14 protein-coding genes and 2 pseudogenes are annotated in these 23322 nt (G+C 42.1%); 10 read left to right on the forward strand and 6 right to left on the reverse strand.

Annotated features, from left to right (window positions below):
* Positions 1 to 50: 50 nt before the first annotated feature.
* From rlmD to AAC853_RS10630, 6 genes are all read left to right on the forward strand, one after another.
* Positions 51 to 1388 carry a 23S rRNA (uracil(1939)-C(5))-methyltransferase RlmD gene (gene rlmD / locus AAC853_RS10605; protein WP_340614838.1) on the forward strand — a complete coding sequence of 446 codons (1338 nt, stop codon included), beginning with the start codon at positions 51 to 53 and terminating at the stop codon, positions 1386 to 1388.
* A 9-nt stretch (positions 1389 to 1397) separates the two neighbouring features.
* Positions 1398 to 3635 (forward strand): GTP diphosphokinase, encoded by a 2238-nt coding sequence (gene relA / locus AAC853_RS10610; RefSeq protein WP_273571768.1) that lies wholly within the window; start codon positions 1398 to 1400, stop codon positions 3633 to 3635.
* Between the two features lie 16 nt (positions 3636 to 3651).
* The gene (gene mazG / locus AAC853_RS10615) at positions 3652 to 4443 is read left to right on the forward strand and encodes a nucleoside triphosphate pyrophosphohydrolase (protein ID WP_340614548.1); all 792 of its coding nucleotides are present in this window, start codon (positions 3652 to 3654) and stop codon (positions 4441 to 4443) included.
* A 257-nt stretch (positions 4444 to 4700) separates the two neighbouring features.
* Positions 4701 to 6338: a glutamine hydrolyzing CTP synthase gene (pyrG, locus tag AAC853_RS10620; protein WP_273571766.1), complete on the forward strand. Its 1638-nt coding sequence runs from the start codon at positions 4701 to 4703 to the stop codon at positions 6336 to 6338.
* A 117-nt stretch (positions 6339 to 6455) separates the two neighbouring features.
* Positions 6456 to 7757: a phosphopyruvate hydratase gene (eno, locus tag AAC853_RS10625; protein WP_340614549.1), complete on the forward strand. Its 1302-nt coding sequence runs from the start codon at positions 6456 to 6458 to the stop codon at positions 7755 to 7757.
* A gap of 359 nt (positions 7758 to 8116) precedes the next feature.
* The gene (locus tag AAC853_RS10630) at positions 8117 to 9502 is read left to right on the forward strand and encodes an SLC13 family permease (protein WP_340614550.1); all 1386 of its coding nucleotides are present in this window, start codon (positions 8117 to 8119) and stop codon (positions 9500 to 9502) included.
* A gap of 53 nt (positions 9503 to 9555) precedes the next feature.
* Here the strand turns inward: AAC853_RS10630 and AAC853_RS10635 are convergent.
* From AAC853_RS10635 to AAC853_RS10650, 4 genes and pseudogenes are all read right to left on the reverse strand, one after another.
* Positions 9556 to 11039, reverse strand: a pseudogene (locus tag AAC853_RS10635) (aldehyde dehydrogenase family protein).
* 329 nt (positions 11040 to 11368) lie between these two features.
* Positions 11369 to 11578, reverse strand: coding sequence for a TauD/TfdA family dioxygenase (locus AAC853_RS10640; protein ID WP_340614552.1), 210 nt, complete (start codon positions 11576 to 11578; stop codon positions 11369 to 11371).
* Positions 11579 to 12772: 1194 nt separating this feature from the next.
* Positions 12773 to 14038, reverse strand: a pseudogene (locus AAC853_RS10645) (dicarboxylate/amino acid:cation symporter).
* A gap of 342 nt (positions 14039 to 14380) precedes the next feature.
* Positions 14381 to 15517, reverse strand: coding sequence for an ABC transporter substrate-binding protein (locus tag AAC853_RS10650; RefSeq protein ID WP_340614553.1), 1137 nt, complete (start codon positions 15515 to 15517; stop codon positions 14381 to 14383).
* A 498-nt stretch (positions 15518 to 16015) separates the two neighbouring features.
* Between AAC853_RS10650 and AAC853_RS10655 the strand changes: the two genes are divergently transcribed.
* Positions 16016 to 16363 carry a DUF6694 family lipoprotein gene (locus AAC853_RS10655; RefSeq protein ID WP_338884661.1) on the forward strand — a complete coding sequence of 116 codons (348 nt, stop codon included), beginning with the start codon at positions 16016 to 16018 and terminating at the stop codon, positions 16361 to 16363.
* A gap of 12 nt (positions 16364 to 16375) precedes the next feature.
* On the opposite strand, the gene AAC853_RS10660 is transcribed toward AAC853_RS10655, so the two are convergent.
* Together AAC853_RS10660 and metK are read right to left on the reverse strand one after the other, a co-directional pair.
* Positions 16376 to 16882, reverse strand: coding sequence for a SprT family zinc-dependent metalloprotease (locus tag AAC853_RS10660; RefSeq protein ID WP_340614554.1), 507 nt, complete (start codon positions 16880 to 16882; stop codon positions 16376 to 16378).
* A gap of 73 nt (positions 16883 to 16955) precedes the next feature.
* Positions 16956 to 18110, reverse strand: coding sequence for a methionine adenosyltransferase (metK, locus tag AAC853_RS10665; protein ID WP_338884662.1), 1155 nt, complete (start codon positions 18108 to 18110; stop codon positions 16956 to 16958).
* Positions 18111 to 18779: 669 nt separating this feature from the next.
* Here metK and speA point away from each other — a divergent pair.
* The 3 genes from speA (at position 18780) to AAC853_RS10680 (ending at position 23283) form a co-directional block, all read left to right on the forward strand.
* Entirely contained in the window at positions 18780 to 20684 is a 1905-nt protein-coding gene (gene speA, locus AAC853_RS10670) for a biosynthetic arginine decarboxylase (protein ID WP_338884663.1), read from the forward strand.
* Between the two features lie 445 nt (positions 20685 to 21129).
* On the forward strand, positions 21130 to 21894 hold the full coding sequence (locus AAC853_RS10675; protein ID WP_340614555.1) for an iron-containing redox enzyme family protein: 765 nt from the start codon (positions 21130 to 21132) through the stop codon (positions 21892 to 21894).
* A 24-nt stretch (positions 21895 to 21918) separates the two neighbouring features.
* Positions 21919 to 23283 (forward strand): MFS transporter, encoded by a 1365-nt coding sequence (locus AAC853_RS10680; RefSeq protein ID WP_340614556.1) that lies wholly within the window; start codon positions 21919 to 21921, stop codon positions 23281 to 23283.
* Positions 23284 to 23322: the final 39 nt, after the last annotated feature.

Below are 23322 nucleotides of genomic sequence, written 5' to 3' on the forward strand. Positions count from 1 at the left end.
CGTCCATTGTGGGAAAATCAGAACTCAATTTTTCAAAGTCAGTCAGAATCATGGTGCAATTTTACTCCCCAAACCGTCGCTCCGTAAACCGAGGTATTATTTCCGTTACCGCAGATAACCTTGATGCACAAGGGCAAGGCATTGCTCGTCATCAGGGAAAAACGATCTTTATCGCAGGATTATTGCCGGGTGAGCAGGCACAAATCCAACTGACAGAAGAAAAACGCCAATTTGCTAAAGCTAAGGTCGTGAAAAGGCTATCAGACAGCCTGCATCGCGTCGCACCTCACTGCCCACATTTTAAAGTGTGTGGCGGGTGCCAACAGCAGCATGTTGCCGCTGAACTGCAAGTTAAAACGAAGGCCAGCGTACTGGAACACCTGATCCAGCGGGAAACAGGTGTTAACATCAGTGCACATCCCGTCATTCGCAGTCCAGAATATGGCTATCGGCGCCGCGCCAGACTTGGTCTGCAATATCACGCCAAACAACGCACATTATTGATGGGGTTTCGCCAGAGCCAGACCAACGATTTGGTGAATATTCAGCACTGTCCTGTTATGCGCCCTGAATTGGAACAATTATTGCAGCCGTTGCATCAGTGTCTGAATAGCCTGCACGCAGTAAAACGATTAGGGCACGTGGAATTGGTATTGGCTGAGAGTGGGCCATTAGTTGTGTTGCGTCACCTTGATCCACTTAAGCAGGCAGATAAGGAAATACTGCGCATTTTTTCGGTGCAGTACAATGTTGCGATTTATCTGTTGGGCGAAGAAAAATCCCTTGAACCATTGATTGAAGAGCAAACAGCACCGTGGTATCAGGTGAATGGATTGAAATTGGTGTTCAGCCCACAAGATTTTATTCAGGTGAACGATGTCGTTAACCAACAAATGGTTGCACAGGCGTTGGCGTGGCTGGATTTGCAACCAACAGACAGAGTATTGGATCTGTTTTGTGGCATGGGGAATTTTACCCTGCCGATTGCCACGCAAGTACAGGCAACCGTGGGTGTGGAAGGGGTTGCTGAGCTGGTGGCGAGCGGGCAATATAACGCTCAGCTCAATAAACTTAATAACGTCGATTTTTTTCATGAAAATCTGGAATCGGATATTCACCAACAGCCCTGGGCTGCCCAAGGGTTCAATAAAGTGCTGTTGGATCCCGCCCGCGCTGGTGCAGCGGGCGTTATGGCACATATTGTAAAATTGGCCCCCGAAAAAGTGGTTTACGTTTCCTGTAATCCCACAACACTTGCACGTGACAGCAAGGTCTTGTTGGCGGCGGGTTATCATCTTGTCAGTGTGCGGATGCTGGATATGTTTCCACACACAGGCCATCTAGAATCTATGGCGCTGTTTAGCAGTGAGCCAATGGATATCGAGTAGGGAGAAATTATGGTTGCGGTAAGAAGTGCGCATCTCACACCGGCAGGTGAATTTGCGGTCGATAAGTGGATCGCGAGTTTAAACATTACTAACCCACAATCCAGTGAAAAGTTGGTTGAAACCTGGCGATATTGTCACGAAAAAGTCCAAGGCCACCCCAATGCGGAACTGTTGCTATGGCGCGGTGTGGAAATGGTGGAGATCCTGTCCACATTGAGCATGGATAATGACAGTATGCGTGCTGCGCTACTTTTTCCCATCCTTAATGCCAGGCTACTCGATAGCGAAACCGTGACAGAAACATTTGGCAAGGCCATCACGAATCTGGTGCATGGTGTAATGGAAATGGATGCCATTCGCCAACTGAAAGCCACTCATACCGATGCGACTTGCTCGGTACAGGTCGATAATGTTCGCCGGATGCTGCTGGCGATGGTGGAAGATTTTCGCTGTGTCATTATCAAACTGGCAGAACGCATTGCCCATTTGCGGGAAGTGAAAGATGCCAGTGAAGATGAGCGGGTGCTGGCGGCTAAAGAGTGTTCCAATATCTATGCACCTCTCGCTAACCGGCTGGGTATCGGGCAGCTAAAATGGGAGCTGGAAGATTTCTGTTTCCGCTACTTGCATCCCGATGAATATAAGAAAATTGCTAGGTTACTGCATGAGCGCCGAATTGATCGTGAACAGTATATCGAGAAATTTGTGACGACTTTGCGTAAATATATGCTGAAAGAGGGCGTTCGCGCTGAAATATACGGGCGTCCGAAGCATATTTACAGCATTTGGCGCAAAATGCAGAAAAAATCCCTCGCTTTTGATGAATTATTTGATGTGCGTGCTGTGCGGATTGTTGTCGAGCGTTTGCAGGATTGTTATGCAGCTCTGGGGATAGTGCATACTCACTATCGTCATTTGCCAGATGAATTCGACGATTACGTTGCCAACCCGAAACCGAATGGTTACCAATCGATTCATACCGTTGTTTTGGGGCCGAATGGCAAAACGCTTGAGATCCAGATCCGTACCCGCCAGATGCATGATGATGCGGAACTTGGCGTTGCAGCGCATTGGAAATACAAAGAAGGCACTGCGCTTGGTGGTGGTAAATCCGGCAGTTATGAAAGCCGTATTGCCTGGCTGCGGAAGTTGATCGCATGGCAGGAAGAAATGGCGGATAGCGGCGAAATGCTGGATGAAGTACGTAGTCAGGTGTTTGACGATCGCGTTTATGTCTTTACGCCAAAAGGGGATGTGATTGATTTGCCAATCGGCTCCACGCCGTTGGATTTTGCTTATCATATTCACAGTGATGTCGGCCATCGTTGCATTGGGGCAAAAATTGGCGGACGCATCGTACCATTCAGCTATCAACTTCAAATGGGCGATCAGATTGAAATCATTACCCAGAAACAGCCTAATCCAAGCCGTGACTGGTTGAATCCTAACCTTGGCTATGTGACGACCAGCCGTGGGCGGGCAAAAATCCACAACTGGTTCCGTAAACAAGATCGTGACAAGAACATCATTGCCGGCCGCCAGATGCTGGACAATGAGTTGACACACTTAGGGATCACTATCAAGGAAGCAGAGAAAGAGCTGATTGCTCGTTATAACGTCCACACGTTGGAAGAAGTGTTGGCAGGCATTGGCGTTGGTGATATCCGCATTCACCAGTTAGTGAATTTCCTGCAAAGCAAATTCAATAAAATTACCGCGGAAGAAGAAGATCGCGAAGCGCTTCGCAACCTGGAGAATAAAACCTATACGCCACGTAATACCAGCAAAGATAATGGCCGCATTGTCGTGGAAGGGGTAGGCAACTTGATGCACCACATTGCCCGTTGTTGCCAGCCTATCCCTGGTGATGAAATTATTGGATTTATTACACGTGGTCGAGGGATCTCCATCCACCGAGCAGACTGTGATCAGTTGGCAGAACTCGAAGCCAGCTCACCGGAAAGGATAGTCGATGCAGTGTGGGGGGAGAGTTATTCCAGCGGCTATTCACTGGTGGTGCGCGTTGTTGCCAATGATCGCAGTGGATTATTGCGTGACATCACGACCATCCTCGCTAATGAGAAAATCAATGTGTTGGGCGTCAGCAGCCGCAGTGATGTTAAGCAGCAGCTTGCCACCATTGATATGAACATTGAGATTTATAACTTGCAAGTGCTTGGACGGGTATTGGCGAAACTCAACCAGTTGTCTGATGTGATTGAAGCCAGACGCTTGCATGGTAATTGATTGAAAATGGATTAAGATGAAACAGAACGCTATTGAACGACTAAAGGGAATCATGGCGCAGTTGCGCCATCCCCAGGATGGCTGTCCTTGGGATAAAGTGCAAACCTCTGCTACGATTGCCCCTTATACTCTGGAAGAAACCTATGAAGTGCTTGATGCGATTGTGCGCAATGATATTAACGCCCTAAAAGAAGAGCTGGGGGATTTGCTGTTTCATATCGTATTTTATGCGCAGATGGCTCAAGAGCAGCAACAGTTTGATTTTAATGATATCTGTGAGGCGGTGTGTGACAAACTGGAGCGTCGCCATCCCCATATCTTCAATCAACAAGCGGGTATCAGCGGCGAAGAGGCAATCAGCAGTTGGGAACAACGCAAGGCCGCAGAACGGGCTGAGAAAGATCAGCATTCGGTACTGGATGATATTCCCGCCAGTTTACCGGCCTTGATGAAGGCGTATAAGATCCAGAAACGCTGCGCTTCGGTCGGTTTTGATTGGGATACCATTGGCCCTGTGCTGGACAAAGTCTATGAAGAAATTGATGAAGTCATGGATGAAGCCAAGCAGGCGGTACTTGATAAAGATCGACTGGAAGAAGAATTGGGGGATTTACTGTTTTCGGTGGTTAATTTATCCCGCCATTTGGGGCATAAGCCAGAGATCGCACTACAAAAAGCCTGCCAGAAATTCGAGAATCGTTTCCGTCAGGTCGAAAAATTGATCCTCGACAAAGGCATGTCACTGGAAACGGCTACATTAGATGAAATGGAAGCGATGTGGCAGCGCGTGAAAAGTCAAAAGGTATAGAGAGTAATCACAAAAAAGATGGAAATAGCGAAAAGGATGTCGCGTAAACGGCTGAATAACCTGCGTCGGGTGAAAAAATTTTACACCAATAACTTAATGAATTTAAAGAGAAAGAAGGGTATTTGTTTCGCAATGTTACTGTTTATGTGGCACCTTACCCCATTGAGATGGTTTGTAGCGAAATTAAGGTTAGGGTATACTGCTTTCCCGTCCTGTTATATTCATCATCCTTTTAAACCTAAACTTTCAGGTTCAGCATGAAAACTAATTATATTTTTGTGACCGGCGGGGTCGTATCCTCTCTGGGTAAAGGCATTGCCGCAGCCTCTTTGGCGGCTATACTCGAAGCCCGTGGACTCAATGTCACCATTATGAAACTGGACCCGTATATCAACGTCGATCCAGGCACAATGAGCCCAACCCAACACGGGGAAGTTTTCGTTACCGAAGATGGCGCTGAAACTGATCTTGATTTAGGTCATTACGAACGTTTCATCCGAACCAAAATGACACGCCGCAATAATTTCACAACCGGCCGTGTCTATTCAGAAGTGCTGCGCAAAGAACGCCGTGGCGATTATTTGGGGGCAACCATTCAGGTTATCCCTCACATCACCAATGAAATCAAAGACCGCATTATCCGTGGGGCAGAAGGCCATGATGTTGTGTTGGTGGAAATCGGTGGCACGGTCGGTGATATCGAATCCCTGCCATTCCTTGAAGCCATTCGTCAGATGGCAGTGGAAGTTGGCCGTGAAAACACGCTGTTCATGCATCTGACTCTGGTGCCATATATGGCCGCAGCGGGCGAAGTGAAAACGAAACCCACCCAGCATTCCGTGAAAGAATTACTGTCCATTGGTATTCAGCCGGACGTGTTGATCTGCCGTTCAGATCGCATTATTCCTGCCAATGAGCGTGCAAAAATTGCGCTTTTCTGTAACGTACCAGAGAAAGCGGTTATCTCTTTAAAAGATGTTGATTCCATTTATAAAATTCCAGCCCTCTTGAAATCTCAGGGCTTAGATGATTATATTTGTAAACGATTCAGCATCGAATGCCCGGAAGCGGATCTGTCTGAATGGGAACAGGTCATTTATGAAGAAGCCAACCCATCGGGTGAAGTGACCATTGGGATGGTGGGTAAATACGTTGAACTGCCAGATGCGTATAAGTCAGTGATTGAAGCACTGAAACATGGCGGGCTGAAAAATCGTCTGACTGTCAACATCAAGCTGATCGATTCACAGGATGTTGAAACGCGTGGTGTTGACGTATTGAAAGGCCTGGATGCGATTTTAGTACCTGGTGGCTTCGGTGGCCGTGGTATCGAAGGTAAGATCATGACCGCACGTTATGCCCGTGAAAACAAGATCCCCTATTTAGGCATTTGTTTGGGTATGCAAGTGGCTCTGATTGAATTCGCTCGCAATGTTGCGGGAATGGTAGAGGCTAACTCCACTGAATTCGATCCTGAATGTAAGTTACCGGTTGTTGCTCTGATCACCGAATGGCGTGATGAGAACGGCAACGTAGAAGTACGTAGCGAAGAGAGCGATCTCGGTGGGACGATGCGCGTTGGGGGCCAATTGTGCCATCTGACTGAAAACAGTCTGGTACATAAACTTTATGGCCAGAGTGACATCGTTGAGCGTCATCGCCATCGTTATGAAGTGAATAATTTACTGTTGAAACGCATTGAAGATGCCGGCTTGCGCATTGCTGGCCGTTCAATCGACAATAAACTGGTGGAAATCATCGAGAACCCAGCGCATCCGTGGTTCGTGGCGTGTCAGTTCCATCCAGAATTCACTTCAACGCCTCGCGATGGTCATCCGCTGTTTGCTGGCTTTGTCGAAGCTGCTGGCAAATATCAGAAAGGCCAGTTGAAATAAGATATGGGGCAATGGATTGAAATTAAGCTAATTGGCTTTTAAGGTCATTTCTGTTTAAGAAAATAGTTTTAGTTTCAATTGGTTGCCCGTAATTTAACTTGTACTGAGGAAAACCTAATGTCCAAAATCGTTAAAGTGCTTGGCCGTGAAATCATCGACTCCCGTGGTAACCCAACGGTAGAAGCAGAAGTACACCTGGAAGGGGGCTTTGTTGGTCTGGCTGCTGCGCCATCAGGTGCATCAACCGGTTCGCGCGAAGCGCTGGAACTGCGTGATGGCGATAAGTCTCGTTTCATGGGGAAAGGTGTACTGAAAGCCGTTTCTGCGGTTAACGGCCCAATTGCACAGGCTCTGGTTGGCCAGGATGCGAAAGATCAGGCTAACATCGACAAGATCATGATCGAGCTGGATGGTACTGAAAACAAATCTAACTTCGGTGCTAACGCGATTTTGGCTGTTTCTCTCGCGAACGCCAAAGCAGCCGCCGCAGCGAAAGGTATGCCTCTATACGAGCACATCGCTGAGTTGAACGGGACTCCGGGTAAATTCTCTATGCCTCTGCCAATGATGAACATCATCAACGGTGGTGAACATGCAGATAACAACGTAGATATTCAAGAATTCATGATCCAGCCAGTTGGCGCAAGCACACTGAAAGAAGCTGTACGCATGGGTTCCGAAGTATTCCACAATCTGGCGAAAGTGTTGAAAGCCAAAGGCATGAACACGGCGGTGGGTGATGAAGGTGGCTATGCACCAAACCTGGAATCTAACGCAGCGGCGCTGGCAGCCATCAAAGAAGCAGTTGAGAAAGCGGGTTACGTGCTGGGTAAAGACATTACTCTGGCGATGGACTGTGCAGCTTCTGAATTCTATAACGAAGAGACTGGCAATTATGAACTGAAAGGCGAAGGCAAGACTTTCACCTCTCAGGAATTTACCCACTATCTGGAAGGATTAACCAAAGAATACCCAATTGTTTCCATCGAAGATGGTCTGAACGAATCTGATTGGGACGGCTTTGCTTACCAGACTAAAGTGTTGGGTAACAAAATCCAGTTGGTTGGTGACGATTTGTTCGTAACTAACACCAAGATCCTGAAAGAAGGTATCGAAAAAGGCATCGCAAACTCTATCTTGATCAAGTTCAACCAGATCGGTTCTTTGACTGAAACTCTGGCTGCAATCAAGATGGCAAAAGATGCCGGTTACACCGCGGTCATCTCTCACCGTTCTGGTGAAACTGAGGATGCAACTATTGCTGATCTAGCTGTTGGTACTGCTGCGGGTCAAATCAAAACGGGTTCGATGAGCCGTTCTGACCGTGTTGCTAAATACAACCAGCTGATCCGTATCGAAGAAGCTCTGGGTAATCGTGCTCCTTTCAACGGTCTGAAAGAAGTGAAAGGCCAGGCATAGCTGTCGGTTTTTTGCTCCAAAAAATAAATATTATTTATGTTTTGGCGAAAGAGCGTAGGCTCTTTCGCCTTTTTATCGAAAGAAAATTTCATTTTTCATGTTGATGACGTATCTTATTGCAGGATAAGAATGTGATATAACAACAGAAAATTAGTTCTTTTTTTGAACAATAATTCAATTGATAAACAAATCCCGCGTAGCAGATCCCAAAATTATGTAACCTGTGTTTTATTCTTTGTTAATACTCCTTATTATTTCACATGTAATGTAATTCTTTAACATTTATAGCAATGAATCATTAATTATTATTTTTATATTTTACATTACGATATTGTGTTTCATTGTCTTACGGAGTCTTCATGGACGCTTCTGAATCTTTAACTCCAGCGGTTGGGCAAATCTCTGCAAGTACAAGAGGCTTAATTATTCTTGCGCTCGATATTATCTTACTTGTGACATTACTTAGATTTTTGCCTTATGGAGAAAAAGCAAATGCAGGCTTGGCATTAATGGCATTTGTTGGCGTGTTATGGTTAACGGAAGCCATTCATGTCACCATTACTGCGCTGTGTATTCCTATTCTGGCGGTCGGCATGGGATTGATGAATACCGGTGATGCACTGAAATCTTTTTCTAACCCAATAATCTTTTTGTTCTTCGGGGGCTTTGCATTGGCAACAGCGCTGCATATCCAAGGGTTGGACAGATTGATCGCCAACCGTCTGCTGATGATTGCCCGTGGGCGTTTGTCTGTGGCGGTATTGCTGATATTTGGTATTACTGCCTTGCTTTCTATGTGGATAAGCAACACGGCAACTGCTGCCATGATGTTGCCACTGATCCTCGGTGTTCTGGCGAATCTGGATGTACGCACTGAGCGCAATACCTTTGTTTTTGTGCTGCTTGGTGTTGCATATAGCGCCAGTATTGGTGGCTTGGGGACGTTGGTGGGTAGCCCACCCAATGCTATCGCTGCCGCACAATTAGGTATGGATTTCTTTACATGGATGAAATACGGCGTGCCAATGGTTATTGTTCTCATGCCAGTGATGGTGGGAGTGATGTACCTCATGTTGCGCCCAAATTTGAATCATAAATTTGATCTGGAATTGGAGCACCTGGAGTGGAATGGTAAGCGTGTTATTACCATGGGTATTTTCCTGCTAACTGTGGTGTGCTGGATTTTTAGTTCATTCATTAGTGATGCACTTGGTGGTGTCAAAGATCTGGATACGATTATTGCAGTGAGCGCCGCTACCCTGATTGGTATCACTGGTGTATCAACATGGTCACAGATTCAAAATAACACTGAATGGGGCGTATTGATGCTGTTCGGTGGCGGCCTGACATTAAGCGCTGTTTTAAAAAATTCCGGTGCCAGTGAGGTTATGGCGAATGGTATGGCGGCGACTTTTGGTGCCAGCCCTTGGTTTGTGATCATCGTTGCGATTGCTGCGTTTATTATCTTCCTGACAGAATTTACCAGTAATACTGCGAGCGCAGCGTTGCTTGTACCTATTTTTGCCACAGTTGCAGAAGCGCTCGGAATGCCGATTGTGGTTTTGACCATGATAATTGGCATTGGGGCATCCTGTGCATTTATGCTACCTGTAGCAACACCCCCTAACGCGATTGTTTATGGCACCGGCTATATCAAACAAGCTGAAATGGTCAGAGTAGGTATAGTGCTGAATTTGGTATGTATTGCCATTATTTCTGCGATTGCCTGGTTTTTCTGGCTGTAATTCCTTCTGGCTCTTAATGCTCAAAATCGCCACCCTTGCAGGTGGCGATTGTGTTACTCTTCTTTAGTGCTGATATAGATATTTTTCACTTCTGTATAAGCATCCAACATCATTTTGTGGGTTTCACGCCCAAGTCCTGATTTCTTATAGCCACCGAAAGGAGCATGGGCGGGCAATTCGTGATAGGTATTAATCCACATACGGCCTGTCTTGATTGCTTTGGCGATCCGCAGAGCACGGTTAATATCCTGTGTCCATACGGCACCTGCCAGACCATATTCGGAATCATTGGCCATTTCGATAACGTCTTCTTCGTTGTCAAATGGAATGACACATAGCACAGGCCCGAAAATTTCTTCCTGTGCCACCCGCATTTTATTGGTGACATTGGTCAGGATCGTCGGCTGGATAAAGAAGCCATCATCATATCCTGCCCCTGTTATGCGCTTTCCTCCTGTCAAAATGGTTGCACCTTCCTGTCTTGCAAGGTCGATGTAACCTAAAATGGTATTCATTTGGTCTTCGCTGACTTGGCTGCCCATTTCAGTTTCTGCCAGCATCGGATCGCCCACTTTGATCGATTCAAACACGGTTTTCAGTGACTTCAGGAATTCATCATGAATATCTTTATGCAGGAACAGGCGCGCACCGGATTCACAGGCTTGCCCTGATTTAACAAAATTGCATTGGCTGCATATTTGATTGCCTTTTTCATGTTGGCATCAGGGAAGACAATGTTGGCCGATTTACCCCCCAATTCCAGTGTTGCTGGAATGAGTCTTTTTGCCGCTGCGGCGGCAACGTTGTAACCGACTTCTGTTGAACCGGTAAAGGCTACTTTGTCAATGCCGTTATGGTCGAGGATTGCCTGGCCTACAACTGAGCCACGTCCCGTAACTATATTGACAACACCCGCTGGCAGAACTTGATTCATGATACGCCCCAATTCAAGCAGAGTTATTGGGGTCAGGCTAGCAGGATTGATAACAATAGTATTACCGGCAGCAAGGGCAGGAGCGAGTTTCCAGGCAGCCATTAATAACGGGAAATTCCATGGAATAATCTGCCCGACTACGCCAATGGGTTCTCTGATGACTAAGCTCAGTGTGTCATTATCGATGACATCAGTAGTATCAGAATGAGCACGGATAACGCCAGCAAAGTAGCGGAAATGATCAACAGAGAAAGGAATATCGAAATGACGGCATAGAGTCTGGGTTTTACCGCCATCCAATGTTTCAAGGACAATAAAACGTTCGGTTTCGGCTTCCAATAAGTCGGCAATTTTCAGTAATAAAGATTGCCTCTCCGCCGCAGATGTTTTCCTCCATGCTGGTAGGGCTTTTTGGGCGGCCTTGACGGCAAGTTCAACATCTTCAGCATTCCCTGCTGCATACTCTGTCAGCAACTCACCTGTTGAAGGGCTGTAGCTTTGCAGAGTATTTTTTGAAATGCTATCAACCCACTCACCATTAATCAGCATCTTGTAAGATTTATAAGGCAACAATTCTTTTTTTATGTCATTTAGCTTTTTCATTTTATCCTCCAGGTACTTTGATTTTTTGGTAATGCGAGAATATATACTCCTGATTTATTATTAGACTAATTCTTAATTTTTATCAAAATTGAATTGAAATGAAATGTAAGAGAACTATATCAATAATTATTAATATTTAACTTAAGGATATAAAAATTATTTTATTGAGTGTTGGTTTTTTATTAACAGTGTTTTTATTCTCTAATTCATAGATAATTGATATATTTTCCTGTTTTAATTAAAATAACGGAGCTTATATAGAATAAGGAGGTATTAATTGAAAGGTAAAAGTTTAGACTGAGCTATTTTTCATTGAAGTAAATGTTGAGTTATGAAACTCTGGCCCTCAAGAGATGACGATTTTTATCTTGAAAATCAGTTCTAGCATGTAACCCATAGTGATTATCAATAATAATTAATTGATCCTCATCGGCAGAGAAAATGTTTTTATTTGCTTTGTATTGAAGGTAATTATTAAAAAAATCTACAGCCCACATTTTTCTGGAGTGAAAATCGGGATGTTTTTCAAAACCTTTCATAATACAATCATATCTAAATCTAATTTTATTATCTTTTTCTAAAATAGGGCTAAGAAATATCGGTGTGGATTTATTGAAAGAGGATCGTGTTTTTCAAATGGAAAATATTCGTTAGATAGTACAGATAAGCATCTAAGTCCATCTGGTATTTTCTTTATTTCTTGTGCTAATTTTTCCATTGAAACAAAGATTGAGTCTCCTCAGCAGCGGGTTGAATTACATACATGGTTAGATATTTTTCAGGGAATTCTGAAAATGCTGAATCGGAGTGTAGAGAAGGGCATTCACCATAGTGTTCAGAAAATGTAAAATTATCTCCTTCTTTTATATTTTGGCGATGTTTTATATCCCAGAAAAAATCTTTAGTACTATGAATTGTCAATTTTCCTAATGAGGATAGAAGGATGAATAACGCGGATTACTTCGTTTTTCTAGTAAAATGCGTTAAACCTAAGCGACTGACTACAGTATAACCATTTTGGCTTACTTGTTCTTCTATGTTAATGGTAATTTGCTTTATTTCTGGCCACATAGTATATAAGGTATTCTTATGCTGAGAATACCAACTTTCTAAGTTTTCTATAGTAGTATTGTTTTTTTCAAGAAAATTTAATAAATCATAAAGGGAATAATGGGATTTCATTATTAGATGAATAGATATTTTTTATTTTATTCATAAATTACTTCCTTGCTAGTAACATATTTATGTTGAAAATTTATATTGTTTTATTTCAATTTTTTTTGGAGTGTGTTTAATGGAAATAGTCTATTTCCACCCTAAAGCTCGAATATAGAAATGTATTGGCTTATATTTTTATTTAGTCAAATAACTTGATAACAAATTTTGCAGACAATATAAATGTAAGATATGGTTATGTCAAATTTTATCTTATGATTGTCATGTTATTAAATGTGATAGTTTATGTCTAATGTAAAAACATTATTTAAAATTCAATATATTATTATTTTGCATGGTTATTTTTTCAATATTTTATTATTGAGTATAGAAACTTTATGCAATAATAATTAATTAGATATTTTATAAATGATTTTGATTTGGGTGAATGTTAAATATTCAAAAATGATTAGGAAAATATATTCCCCTTTTTATCTATAAAAGGGGAATATAAATTTCATTATTTACTGTAGAATGTATATCTTATTTATTTGGTTTTTTCTATTGATTCTGACATATTACCATTTAATATTTGATACATCTTTTCTTTTATCTAAAGCATTTTCCCAGCGAGCTACAACAAATGCTAGCACAAGCATTGCCAACTATATTTGTCAATGCACGGCACTCAGACATAAATCTGTCAATGCCTAAAATAAGAGCCATACCTGCTACGGGTATACTAGGAACAACAGACAGGGTTGCCGCTAGCGTAATGAAACCGGCCCCTGTTACACCTGCCGCACCTTTTGAACTTATCATAGCAACGAATAATAAAGAAATTTGTCATATAGACTGAGTTCAATGTTGGTTGCTTGGGCAATAAATAATGCTGCCATCGTCATGTAAATATTAGTACCATCAAGGTTAAATGAGTAACCTGTTGGAATAACTAAACCAACAACTGATTTCTCACAACCTAGGTTTTCCATTTTCTTCATTAGGCCAGGTAATGCAGCCTCAGAGGATGAAGTTCCCAAAACTAATAGTAGTTCATCTTTAATATATTTTATTAATTGAATGATAGAGAACCCATTATATTTAGCAACTGCTCCCAGTATAATAAGAACAAAAAGCAATGATGTAATGTAAAAAGTGACAATTAACATCATTAAATTCCCGATTGATGAAATACCATATTTACCTATGGTAAAGGCCATTGCTCCAAATGCACCAATTGGTGCTAATTTCATTAAAATTCCTACCATTTTAAAGATAGGTTCTGAGAGATGTTGAAAAAATTCTAAAACAGGTTCCCCTTTTTTTCCTGTAGCGGCTAAAGCTATACCAAAAATAACTGAAATAAACAGAACCTGAAGAATATTGCCATTCACAAGTGGGCTGACAACGGTATCAGGTATGATATTCATAAGAAAGCCAACAATGGATGATTCATGGGCTTTCTCCACATAACCGATCACTCTGCTGCTGTCTAACGAATCAGGAGAGATATTTAAGCCATCGCCAGGGCGGATAATATTGGCGATAATTAACCCAATAACTAATGCAAGCGTTGAAAATGTTAAAAAATATAACATCGATTTTGCTGCAACATTCCCGACCTTTTTTATGTTATTCATTCCAGCTATCCCTGTGACTACTGTCAGAAGGATAACAGGTGCGATGATCATTTTCACAATTTTAATGAATGCATCACCTAATGGTTTTAACGATGTTCCAATATCAGGATAAAAATGACCAAGAGTGATACCCAGTAAAATGGCAAATATGACTTGAACATAGAGTATCTGATATAAAGGCTTCTTCTTTAGAGTTGTAGACATAGGATTCCTGTTTTTTTATCCATAGTGTTAATATTGACAATGGTGATTTATTTATTTTTTATTAAATAATTTAACGTTTCATTTTGTTTGAAAAGTCGTGATGCCTTCTATAATTAAGAACCTATCTCATTATTATGGAAGGTATTATTGGTACAATTAAAGTGAATGTTAAAATTACTCTTAATTTTTGTTGTGGACAAGTATCAAGATCATAAATCCAATTATTCTCTCTTAAATAAAGAAAAAACATTATATAATAAATCAGTATAAAAATGCATTTTTTATAATTTTATAGTTAGACATCCCCACTCGAAGGTGAGTGGGGTTGATCTAGAAGAGGGGTTATTTTGTGGTTATCCAGAAAACACCACTGCCATCTAATGCAGTAAAGGTTTGATGAACATAAGTATTATCTGCATTAGGATCAATATCTTTGAAAAGATCAGGATGTAACCATTTTGCAATGGCTTCTACAGCAATAATATTGAATGGAGTATCATAGTATTGATGATAAATCGCCATCACACGTTTTTCACGATACGATTTTAGAATTTTTAATTTGGGGCGAGAGAGTAATTTTTGAAAACGTTTCTCCGATGTTGCCAGCTCTCCAGTATAACCTAATGGGACAGATTGGCTGTTTGAATGAACTGTATCCCAATCTGCCACTGTCATCAGATAATAGTCGGGATTGGTAGCCAATAGTTGTTCTTCATTAATTTTGCCTCCCATACCAGAAAACCATTTACTCCCCATATTATTGCCACCCGCGGTAGTAACAAACTCTCCGAAGCTATTAGTGGCAAAGGTATTGCAACAATTTTCAGTACCTAACATACCTGCATGGCGCTCAATAAAGACGCGAGGAATTTGTTTAGGAGATAGTGCAGCAATACGTTTATTAATTATAGACAGGCGACTTTCATAAAACTGAATGAATTTATTGGCATTTTCTTCCTGTTTAAAAACCTTCCCTAATAATCTCATGCTGGGAACCGTATTGGATAGAGGATGTTGGCGAAAGTCGATGAAAATGACAGGAACACCTATTTTTTCCAATAAGTTAATTGTATTACTGTTATCCAGTTTGGATTTTAACCCAATATCGAAAATAACCAGATCGGGTTTATACATCATGGCTTTTTCAACATTGAAATCACTGGTGTAGGGATTAGGAAAGACTGGAATTTTGCTTAGTTGAGGGAATTTCTTTTCATAAGCTGTTGCAAGATCAGGTGATTTTTTCTCCAATGCGTTATCCCAGGCGGCAATGCCTTTCAATGGTTCAGAGGGATGCAGGATATTCAGGGCAATGACCATTCGGCTATCTGCCAATATAGCACGTTTAACCGGTGTGTTGACTGTAACTTCACGCCCTACGATATCTTCGACGGTAATTTTTTCTGCTTGTGCATATATGGGCAGTAATATGAATAACGCGGACAGAAAATATTTTATGGGGTAATCAATGTTAAGCATTTTTTCTCCTTGCATTAGAATTTATATAAGAGATGTAAATATATAGGCATGGTTAAGCTATTTATCATCAATTCTTGAAATGGGAACGTTGATGTGTCGTCATTGTTTCAGTGTAAAACAGATGATAATGGTTGTTATTTGATCAAATCAACAGATTTTATATTTTCACTGTTATGAAAGCATTTAATTATAAGTTTTTACTGTAATAACAATTCATTATTTCAAGGTTACCTTTTGACAATGTGGGGAAAATACATTTAAAAATGACAAAGAAGAATGAATAATAGAATTGGAAATTTCTACTAAAATATTTCAGTAATGCAAAAAATGAATTTGATAATACGTTGATTATTAAAAGCCATAGCCATTAATAATCTAGGTTATAAAATGATCAAGTTAGAAATATTTTTAATTTAATAATAAAAATTTTCTTTAATATGATTTATATGTTCTCATTCTTGCTATTATTACTTTATCGGTAATAAGTGGGGGTTGATCATGAAAAAATTGTTAACTATTTGTTTTTTGGGTTTTGCATTGGCTGGATGTGATAATCAACTCAAAATTGATGGAACAAATGAAATCGCTGTAAAAACATCCATTGAGAAAATCAGAGATACTTTACCAGAAGATAAAAGATTACAATTTGATGACTCATTAAATGTTGCCATGATCAATAGTATCGACTTTGATGATCTGTTTAAGGATAACAAGAATGGGAATATCAAACATGCAGATATACAAAAGTTGGAGCAGAAGTTTTTTCAATCCTTGCATGGGAAAACAGTCGATCAAGTTATTGAAGAAGCAGAGAAAATTAAAGCGGCAGGTATGAATAAAAAATGAGGATATATCCTATTAAGTTGACTCCAATAGAGTTAGTTTTTCGCCACATTGGCGGCAAACATAGCAATTTTTTCTTCTGAGGACTTTGTTATGTTGCCTTAGCGTGAGTTCATGTTGCTGACAACGACAATAATAAGTGAATGTCTTACTGCGCACAGAATGTACCGGGAACTGATGTGTTCGGTTTGCAGGTATTTCAAATATCGTTTCCATGATAAAACGCCACTCTTTTCCGTGTGGGGCAACGTGTCCAAATTGATGATAAGCCAACAGATGAGCCAGTTCATGCGGAATAACTTCATCTATGAATACCTGCTGATTTTCGATTAACAAAACAGGATTCAGGCGGATTTCCCAATCTTGCAGTCTGGCACTGCCTGCAATTGTTCCCCGTTGCTGATAGGTTATATAGGGTTCGGGAAACCTTTGCTGTAGAAAATGACTCGCCTGAGTTAATTTCTGTCGCAGGGTACGTATAACCGCTTGTTGTAGGGAAAGAGGAACTCTAACGGGTTTCATTATGGCTGAATATTGTATTTTTGGTCATAAAAAAACCCGCAATATTTGCGGGCCTTATAGTCTAGCAAAGCATTTATTTCAATCCTGCTGCAGAGCGCAGAATTTCAGCTTTATCTGTTGCTTCCCACGGGAATTGTTCACGACCGAAATGACCGTAAGCTGCGGTATCGCGATAAATGGGTTGTAACAGATTCAGCATCTTAATCAGGCCGTAAGGACGCAGATCAAAAAATTCACGTACTAATTGAATCAGTGTGGAAGTTGGAACTTTCTCTGTACCGAACGTCTCTACCATGATAGAGGTTGGCTCTGCAACACCGATGGCATAAGAAACCTGGATTTCACAGCGATCCGCCAGGCCTGCCGCAACGATATTTTTAGCAACGTAACGCGCGGCGTAGGCTGCCGAACGGTCAACTTTGGAGGGATCTTTACCAGAAAATGCACCACCACCGTGACGAGCCATACCACCATAGGTATCAACAATGATCTTACGACCAGTCAGACCACAGTCACCCATTGGTCCGCCGATCACAAAGCGACCTGTTGGGTTGATGAAATATTTGGTCATCGGAGTAAGCCATTCGGTTGGCAATACCGGTTTGATGATCTCATCCATCACGGCTTCATGCAGTGCTGTTTGATCGATATCTTCGCTGTGCTGGGTTGAAAGGACAACAGCATCAATCCCAACAATCTTGCCGTTCTCATACTGGAAAGTGACCTGACTTTTTGCATCAGGGCGCAACCACGGCAGGGTGCCGTTTTTACGAACTTCGGCCTGACGCTCAACCAAGCGGTGTGCATAAGTGATAGGTGCTGGCATGAGAACATCAGTTTCATTGGTCGCATAACCAAACATCAAACCCTGATCTCCGGCACCTTGCTCCAGAGGATCTGTACGATCAACACCTTGGTTGATATCAGGGGATTGTTTACCAATGGCACTGATAACTGCACATGAGTTGGCATCAAACCCCATATCTGAGCTGGTATAGCCGATTTCACGTACTGTACTGCGAGTAATTTCTTCTATATCAACCCAAGCGCTGGTAGTGATTTCTCCACCAACCATGACCATGCCTGTTTTAACATAAGTTTCGCAGGCTACGCGAGCTTTAGGATCCTGTTTTAAAATTGCATCAAGGACGGCATCGGAAATTTGATCGGCAATTTTGTCTGGATGTCCTTCTGAGACAGACTCAGAAGTAAAAAGATGTGTAGTCATTATATTTTATTACCTTAAATATAATTTTGGTTTAAGGATGGATGGGATGTATTACCGTCTAGACGGCTATTCTATGTCACTCTTCCCAAGGTTACCAGTTTTTTTAATTTTAATTACACTTTCAGTGTGTGATATTTTGGTTTCCCCATCTAAAAAGTATGGGGGTGTTTTCAGCCCCTGCTAGATAAATTTCATTTTGCAATTTTGCTGGATTAAAGGTATAAACTGCGCGCGTAGCACAAGTCATTTTTGCACTTAGAGTTACAGGTATTTGCAGGAGATGTACGCATATCCTGCTTCTCAATTGAGAAACGGCTTGCCGTAGGTAAGTCATGTGGGGGTGAATGGGGTTATGGACCATTATCTGCTGAATGTTAACGGCCAACAGCCACATTATGTCATTGATGTATCCACATCTTGTTGTTCCTTCCTTTTAAATATGCAGTCATTTCGATGTTACCCGCAGCTAAGTCGCAGATAAATTGGGTTGACATCATTATATAGTCACGCTGTAACTCATTGTTTAGTACTCTCTAAACGTTCCTATAATCTAAGAGCATGCTGTTCCCTGACATTTTTTAATGCGCAAGATACGCACGATAAAATAGTGTCTTGGGTTATTGACTTTAACAGGCGAAGGCAAACCTCGACTCCATGAAGGAGACTGCCATGAATGATAATATCGCTCGCAAAATGCGACAAACCTACAACATCGCATACTGGGGTGGCGGCTATTACTATGTCAATGATCTGGGTAATGTCAGTGTTTGCCCAAACCCTGATTTACCGGGAGCTCAAATTGAACTCGCCGATTTGGTGAAGAAAGTTCAGGAAGAAAAAGAACAATTGCGTTTGCCGGCATTGTTTTGTTTTCCCCAGATTTTGCAACATCGCTTGCGTTCGATAAATGCAGCGTTTAAACGTGCACGTGAATCTTATGGGTATAAAGGAGATTACTTCCTGGTTTATCCGATTAAGGTTAATCAGCATCGCCGCGTTATTGAGACATTGGCAAATGCTGATGAACCCATAGGATTAGAGGCAGGCTCCAAAGCGGAATTAATGGCAGTGCTGGCTCATGCAGGCATGACAGGTACGGTGATTGTTTGTAATGGTTATAAGGATCGCGAATACGTCCGTCTGGCATTGATCGGTGAAAAACTGGGACACAAGGTGTATCTGGTTATCGAGAAAATGTCTGAAATTGAGATGGTACTGGAAGAAGCCAAGCGCCTGAATGTTATTCCACGTTTGGGCGTTCGAGCCCGTTTGGCATCCCAGGGTTCTGGCAAATGGCAAGCCAGTGGCGGCGAAAAATCTAAGTTTGGATTGGCTGCCGCGCAGGTATTGCAATTGGTTGAAAGGTTACGTGCAGCAGGGCGGTTGGATAGTTTGCAATTGCTGCATTTCCACTTAGGTTCCCAATTGGCGAATATCCGTGATGTGGCAACGGGAGTGCGTGAATCTGCCCGTTTTTATGTCGAGTTGTCCAAACTAGGCGTCAAGATCCAGTGCTTTGATGTTGGTGGGGGTTTAGGTGTCGATTATGAAGGAACACGCTCCCAGTCAGAATGCTCAGTTAACTACGGTTTGAATGAATACGCCAATAACGTTATTTGGGGCATTGGTGATGCGTGTGAAGAACACGGTTTGCCTCATCCTACTGTGATCACGGAGTCTGGCCGTGCGTTGACCGCCCATCATACCGTTTTGGTCTCCAATGTGATTGGAGTAGAGCGCAATGAATTTACTCAGACAACGCCACCGGCAGAAGGTGCGACGCGTCCCCTGACTAGTTTGTGGGAAACCTGGGAGGAGATGCAATCTGACAGTAGCCGTCGTTCCCTGCGTGAATGGTTGCATGACAGCCAGTTTGATCTGCACGACGTTCATACCCAATATGCACATGGTATGTTGGATCTGTCAGAACGTGCATGGGCAGAAGAACTGTATTTAAATATTTGTCGCCATATTCAGCAAGATCTTGATCCAAGCAACCGCGCCCATCGTCCGATTATTGATGAATTACAGGAACGCATGGCAGATAAATTCTACGTGAATTTCTCGTTGTTCCAATCGATGCCAGATGCGTGGGGGATTGATCAACTTTTCCCTGTTTTGCCGATTGAAGGTTTGGATAAGCCGCTGGATCGCCGTGCTGTTTTGTTGGACATTACCTGTGATTCTGACGGTACGATTGATCACTATATTGATGGCGATGGTGTGGCAACAACGATGCCAATGCCAGCTTATGATCCAGAAACTCCGCCATTGATTGGTTTCTTTATGGTCGGAGCTTATCAGGAAATTTTGGGTAACATGCATAACTTGTTTGGTGATACGGCAGCCATTGATGTTTATGTTGCAGAAAATGGCACAGTAACTTATAAGCAAAGCGAGGAAGGTGATTCTGTTGCCAATATGCTTCAATATGTCAAACTGGAACCACAGGTATTATTGACCCGTTTCCGTGATCAAGTGAAATCGACTGATTTGGATGACAATTTACAGGAACAATTCTTACAGGAGTTTGAAAGTGGTCTGTATGGCTACACCTATTTGGAAGATGAGTAATCCTGATTAATTAATCTGTATTAATAGTCATTCTTGGTCATGTGTTTTTATAATAATTTGATTTTGAATGACTATTTTTCTGTTACTTATCCTGATACCACTCCGCGTTTTTTACAATAATAATATATTTTTTACCCAATATTTAACAAAATATTCACTTTATTAATTCCATGTCGGTATAGTTATTATTGTGGATTATAACTTCCGGTTGTCCATATTGATGAATAGCTTTGTTGAAAAAGCCTCCCAGATTACGCAAGTTCAGTTCGCAGTCCCAGATACCAGCGAACATATTGGGCAGTGATATGGCGGGATATATGAGCCGTATCTGTTCTTTCATCCCGATTTTTGATAGCCAAATATTGTTTTGCAACTTATTAGCAAACGGAAACAAGTGGCTTTGGACGCTGGCATTGTTCCTATCAGTTAATTTTTCGAGGTTATTATGAACTGCGCAACAGAAATTGCATTGGATAATAATACGCAACAGGCACTCTTTCGAGAGGAAATAACATCAATTGCCAATGAAGTATATAAGAGCCGTGCTCTCGATAATAACTTTTATAAACTTTGGATGTCACAAAAACTCAACGCAAAACAACTCGAAGTTTTTGCCGATAACTACTATCACTGGATATCACCAACAGTAACGAGGCTCGCAAAGACCTTCGTTGTCACAGACGATCTTGTTTCTCGCCTGGAAATATTACACAACATTCGTGATGAACTGGGAGGCGGAAATTTAGAAGATGTTCATATCTTTGTACTTCGTAGATGGCTTGATGGGTTACTCGAAAAACACACCGGACACCCATTTCAAAACTTGGATTCTTCGTCAACTGAATTGTTACCCACAACTCTTGCACTGACTGAACAAAGTTTGAACTTATGCTCACGAAACGCAGCCTGTGCAAATGGGGCTATTTTAGCTCAGGAATGGCATGCATATACACAATTTGTCAAGTTGTATGAAGGATTTAGGCATTATATGGATGCGTATGAATTAGACGAGTTTCATGACATTTGTGAATATCTGTATATCCACATTGGATGGGCTGAGAAAGAACATAAAATACAAAGCATTATTACTGCTGCTCGTTCTTGCAAAAATGCTGATGACTTTGCAGAGCTAAAATATGGATTCAACGGGTTCATCAGTCTTCTTGGGGATTTTTGGGATGAACTCTATACAGAGATTATAAAGCATTAGCGTTTCAGAATAACCGCCACAATAATGACTAGTAAATTAAATATACCGGCAATTGTTGCTACCAGTTCTGCGTTTGTTCTTATCCAGCTCGACAACTCGATTATGAATGTCAGCATTGTCATGATCGCAAGGCAACTTGATGCTTCCCTTCTAATATCCCAATGGGTTTTAACCAGCTATACGTTGTTTTTTGCAGCATGCCTCATCTTCTTGGGAACATTATCCGATAGGATTGGCAGCACAACTGCATTTGTTATCGGGACTTGCCTGTTTGCTTTAGCCTCCGTTGCCTGTTCGCTTGCACCGTCGATAGAGGCGTTAATTGCCGCCCGGTGTCTTCAAGGTATTGCTGCTGCACTGCTGCTTCCTAGTGCGTTATCACTGTTAAATGCTTCTTGTGAGGGCGATGAATCATTGCAGGTAAAAGCCTTGGGGTGGTGGATGGCTTTTGGTGGCGCAGCGCTCGCAATAGGGCCGCTTGTTGGAGGGGCGCTTGCTCAGTATGCAAGCTGGCGATACGCCTTTGTAGTAAATGTGCCCATTGGTATTGCTGGCGTTGTCTTGCTGTTCAGAGCGCGTTTACCCGTTATGTTGACGCCCAATTTAAAGTCGATACGAATACCCATTATTTCCCCCATTGCCCTAGGATTGGCGATCGCATCTGGTGTGCTAATCACAACACCGGGAGTATCCGTTCCATCAGAATATCGCTGGGTAAGTGGAATCGTTCTCACTGCAAGCATTAGCGCCTTGTTCTGGCACGGCCGACGTAACTGTATGTCTATTTCTGTAATTCACCAAGTTTCACGTCGCTACATCTTTGGCCTTGCACTCGGATTTTGGATTAACACATGCATATATGGGTTACTCGTCGGTATTTCTTTGTATGCACAAGAAAGTCTGGCTTTAACACCGTTGCTTTCAGGTGTCTTGCTTGTGCCTTATGCGATTTTTGTCTCAATTGCTAATGTCATAGGCGGGACAATGGCCGCGAAATATAACACAGAACGGATCCTTTGCGGTGGTTTGATAACAGCGTCGGCTGGTTATATTGTTTTGACTTGCTTCCCAGTTAACAAAGCTGCGATTTTCCTCGTCGGTAGTTCTATTATTGTCAGCATAGGCATGGGGGTTGTGGTCACCGCACTGACATCGTATTTTATGACTTCTTTGGCTGCGACCGATGTTGGCCGCGGAATAGGGACTCTCAATGCATCCCGGCAATTAGGCGGTGCTGTGGGAGTCGGTTCGGTGGCAACGATCTGGTCCGTAGGGGCTTTGTCAGGTCTGCGGTTAATCATGGCCATCTTTGCTATTTTGCTTTTTGCCTCTGGTGTCGGCTTTCTACTGCTATCAACAAAAAAGAACAGTAACATGCCTGCGGAGTGAGTATCGTAGCATATATTTCCTTTAGGGTCATAAATCCAA

This window comes from Xenorhabdus thailandensis, assembly GCF_037996785.1.
Taxonomy (GTDB): Bacteria; Pseudomonadota; Gammaproteobacteria; order Enterobacterales; family Enterobacteriaceae; genus Xenorhabdus; species Xenorhabdus griffiniae.

Coding starts and splice junctions, on each gene's coding strand:
- rlmD (WP_340614838.1), top strand. CDS start 51: ATGGTGCAATTTTACTCCCCAAACCGTCGCTCCGTAAACCGAGGTATT.
- relA (WP_273571768.1), top strand. CDS start 1,398: ATGGTTGCGGTAAGAAGTGCGCATCTCACACCGGCAGGTGAATTTGCG.
- mazG (WP_340614548.1), top strand. CDS start 3,652: ATGAAACAGAACGCTATTGAACGACTAAAGGGAATCATGGCGCAGTTG.
- pyrG (WP_273571766.1), top strand. CDS start 4,701: ATGAAAACTAATTATATTTTTGTGACCGGCGGGGTCGTATCCTCTCTG.
- eno (WP_340614549.1), top strand. CDS start 6,456: ATGTCCAAAATCGTTAAAGTGCTTGGCCGTGAAATCATCGACTCCCGT.
- AAC853_RS10630 (WP_340614550.1), top strand. CDS start 8,117: ATGGACGCTTCTGAATCTTTAACTCCAGCGGTTGGGCAAATCTCTGCA.
- AAC853_RS10640 (WP_340614552.1), bottom strand. CDS start 11,578: ATGAAAGGTTTTGAAAAACATCCCGATTTTCACTCCAGAAAAATGTGG.
- AAC853_RS10650 (WP_340614553.1), bottom strand. CDS start 15,517: ATGCTTAACATTGATTACCCCATAAAATATTTTCTGTCCGCGTTATTC.
- AAC853_RS10655 (WP_338884661.1), top strand. CDS start 16,016: ATGAAAAAATTGTTAACTATTTGTTTTTTGGGTTTTGCATTGGCTGGA.
- AAC853_RS10660 (WP_340614554.1), bottom strand. CDS start 16,882: ATGAAACCCGTTAGAGTTCCTCTTTCCCTACAACAAGCGGTTATACGT.
- metK (WP_338884662.1), bottom strand. CDS start 18,110: ATGACTACACATCTTTTTACTTCTGAGTCTGTCTCAGAAGGACATCCA.
- speA (WP_338884663.1), top strand. CDS start 18,780: ATGAATGATAATATCGCTCGCAAAATGCGACAAACCTACAACATCGCA.
- AAC853_RS10675 (WP_340614555.1), top strand. CDS start 21,130: ATGAACTGCGCAACAGAAATTGCATTGGATAATAATACGCAACAGGCA.
- AAC853_RS10680 (WP_340614556.1), top strand. CDS start 21,919: ATGACTAGTAAATTAAATATACCGGCAATTGTTGCTACCAGTTCTGCG.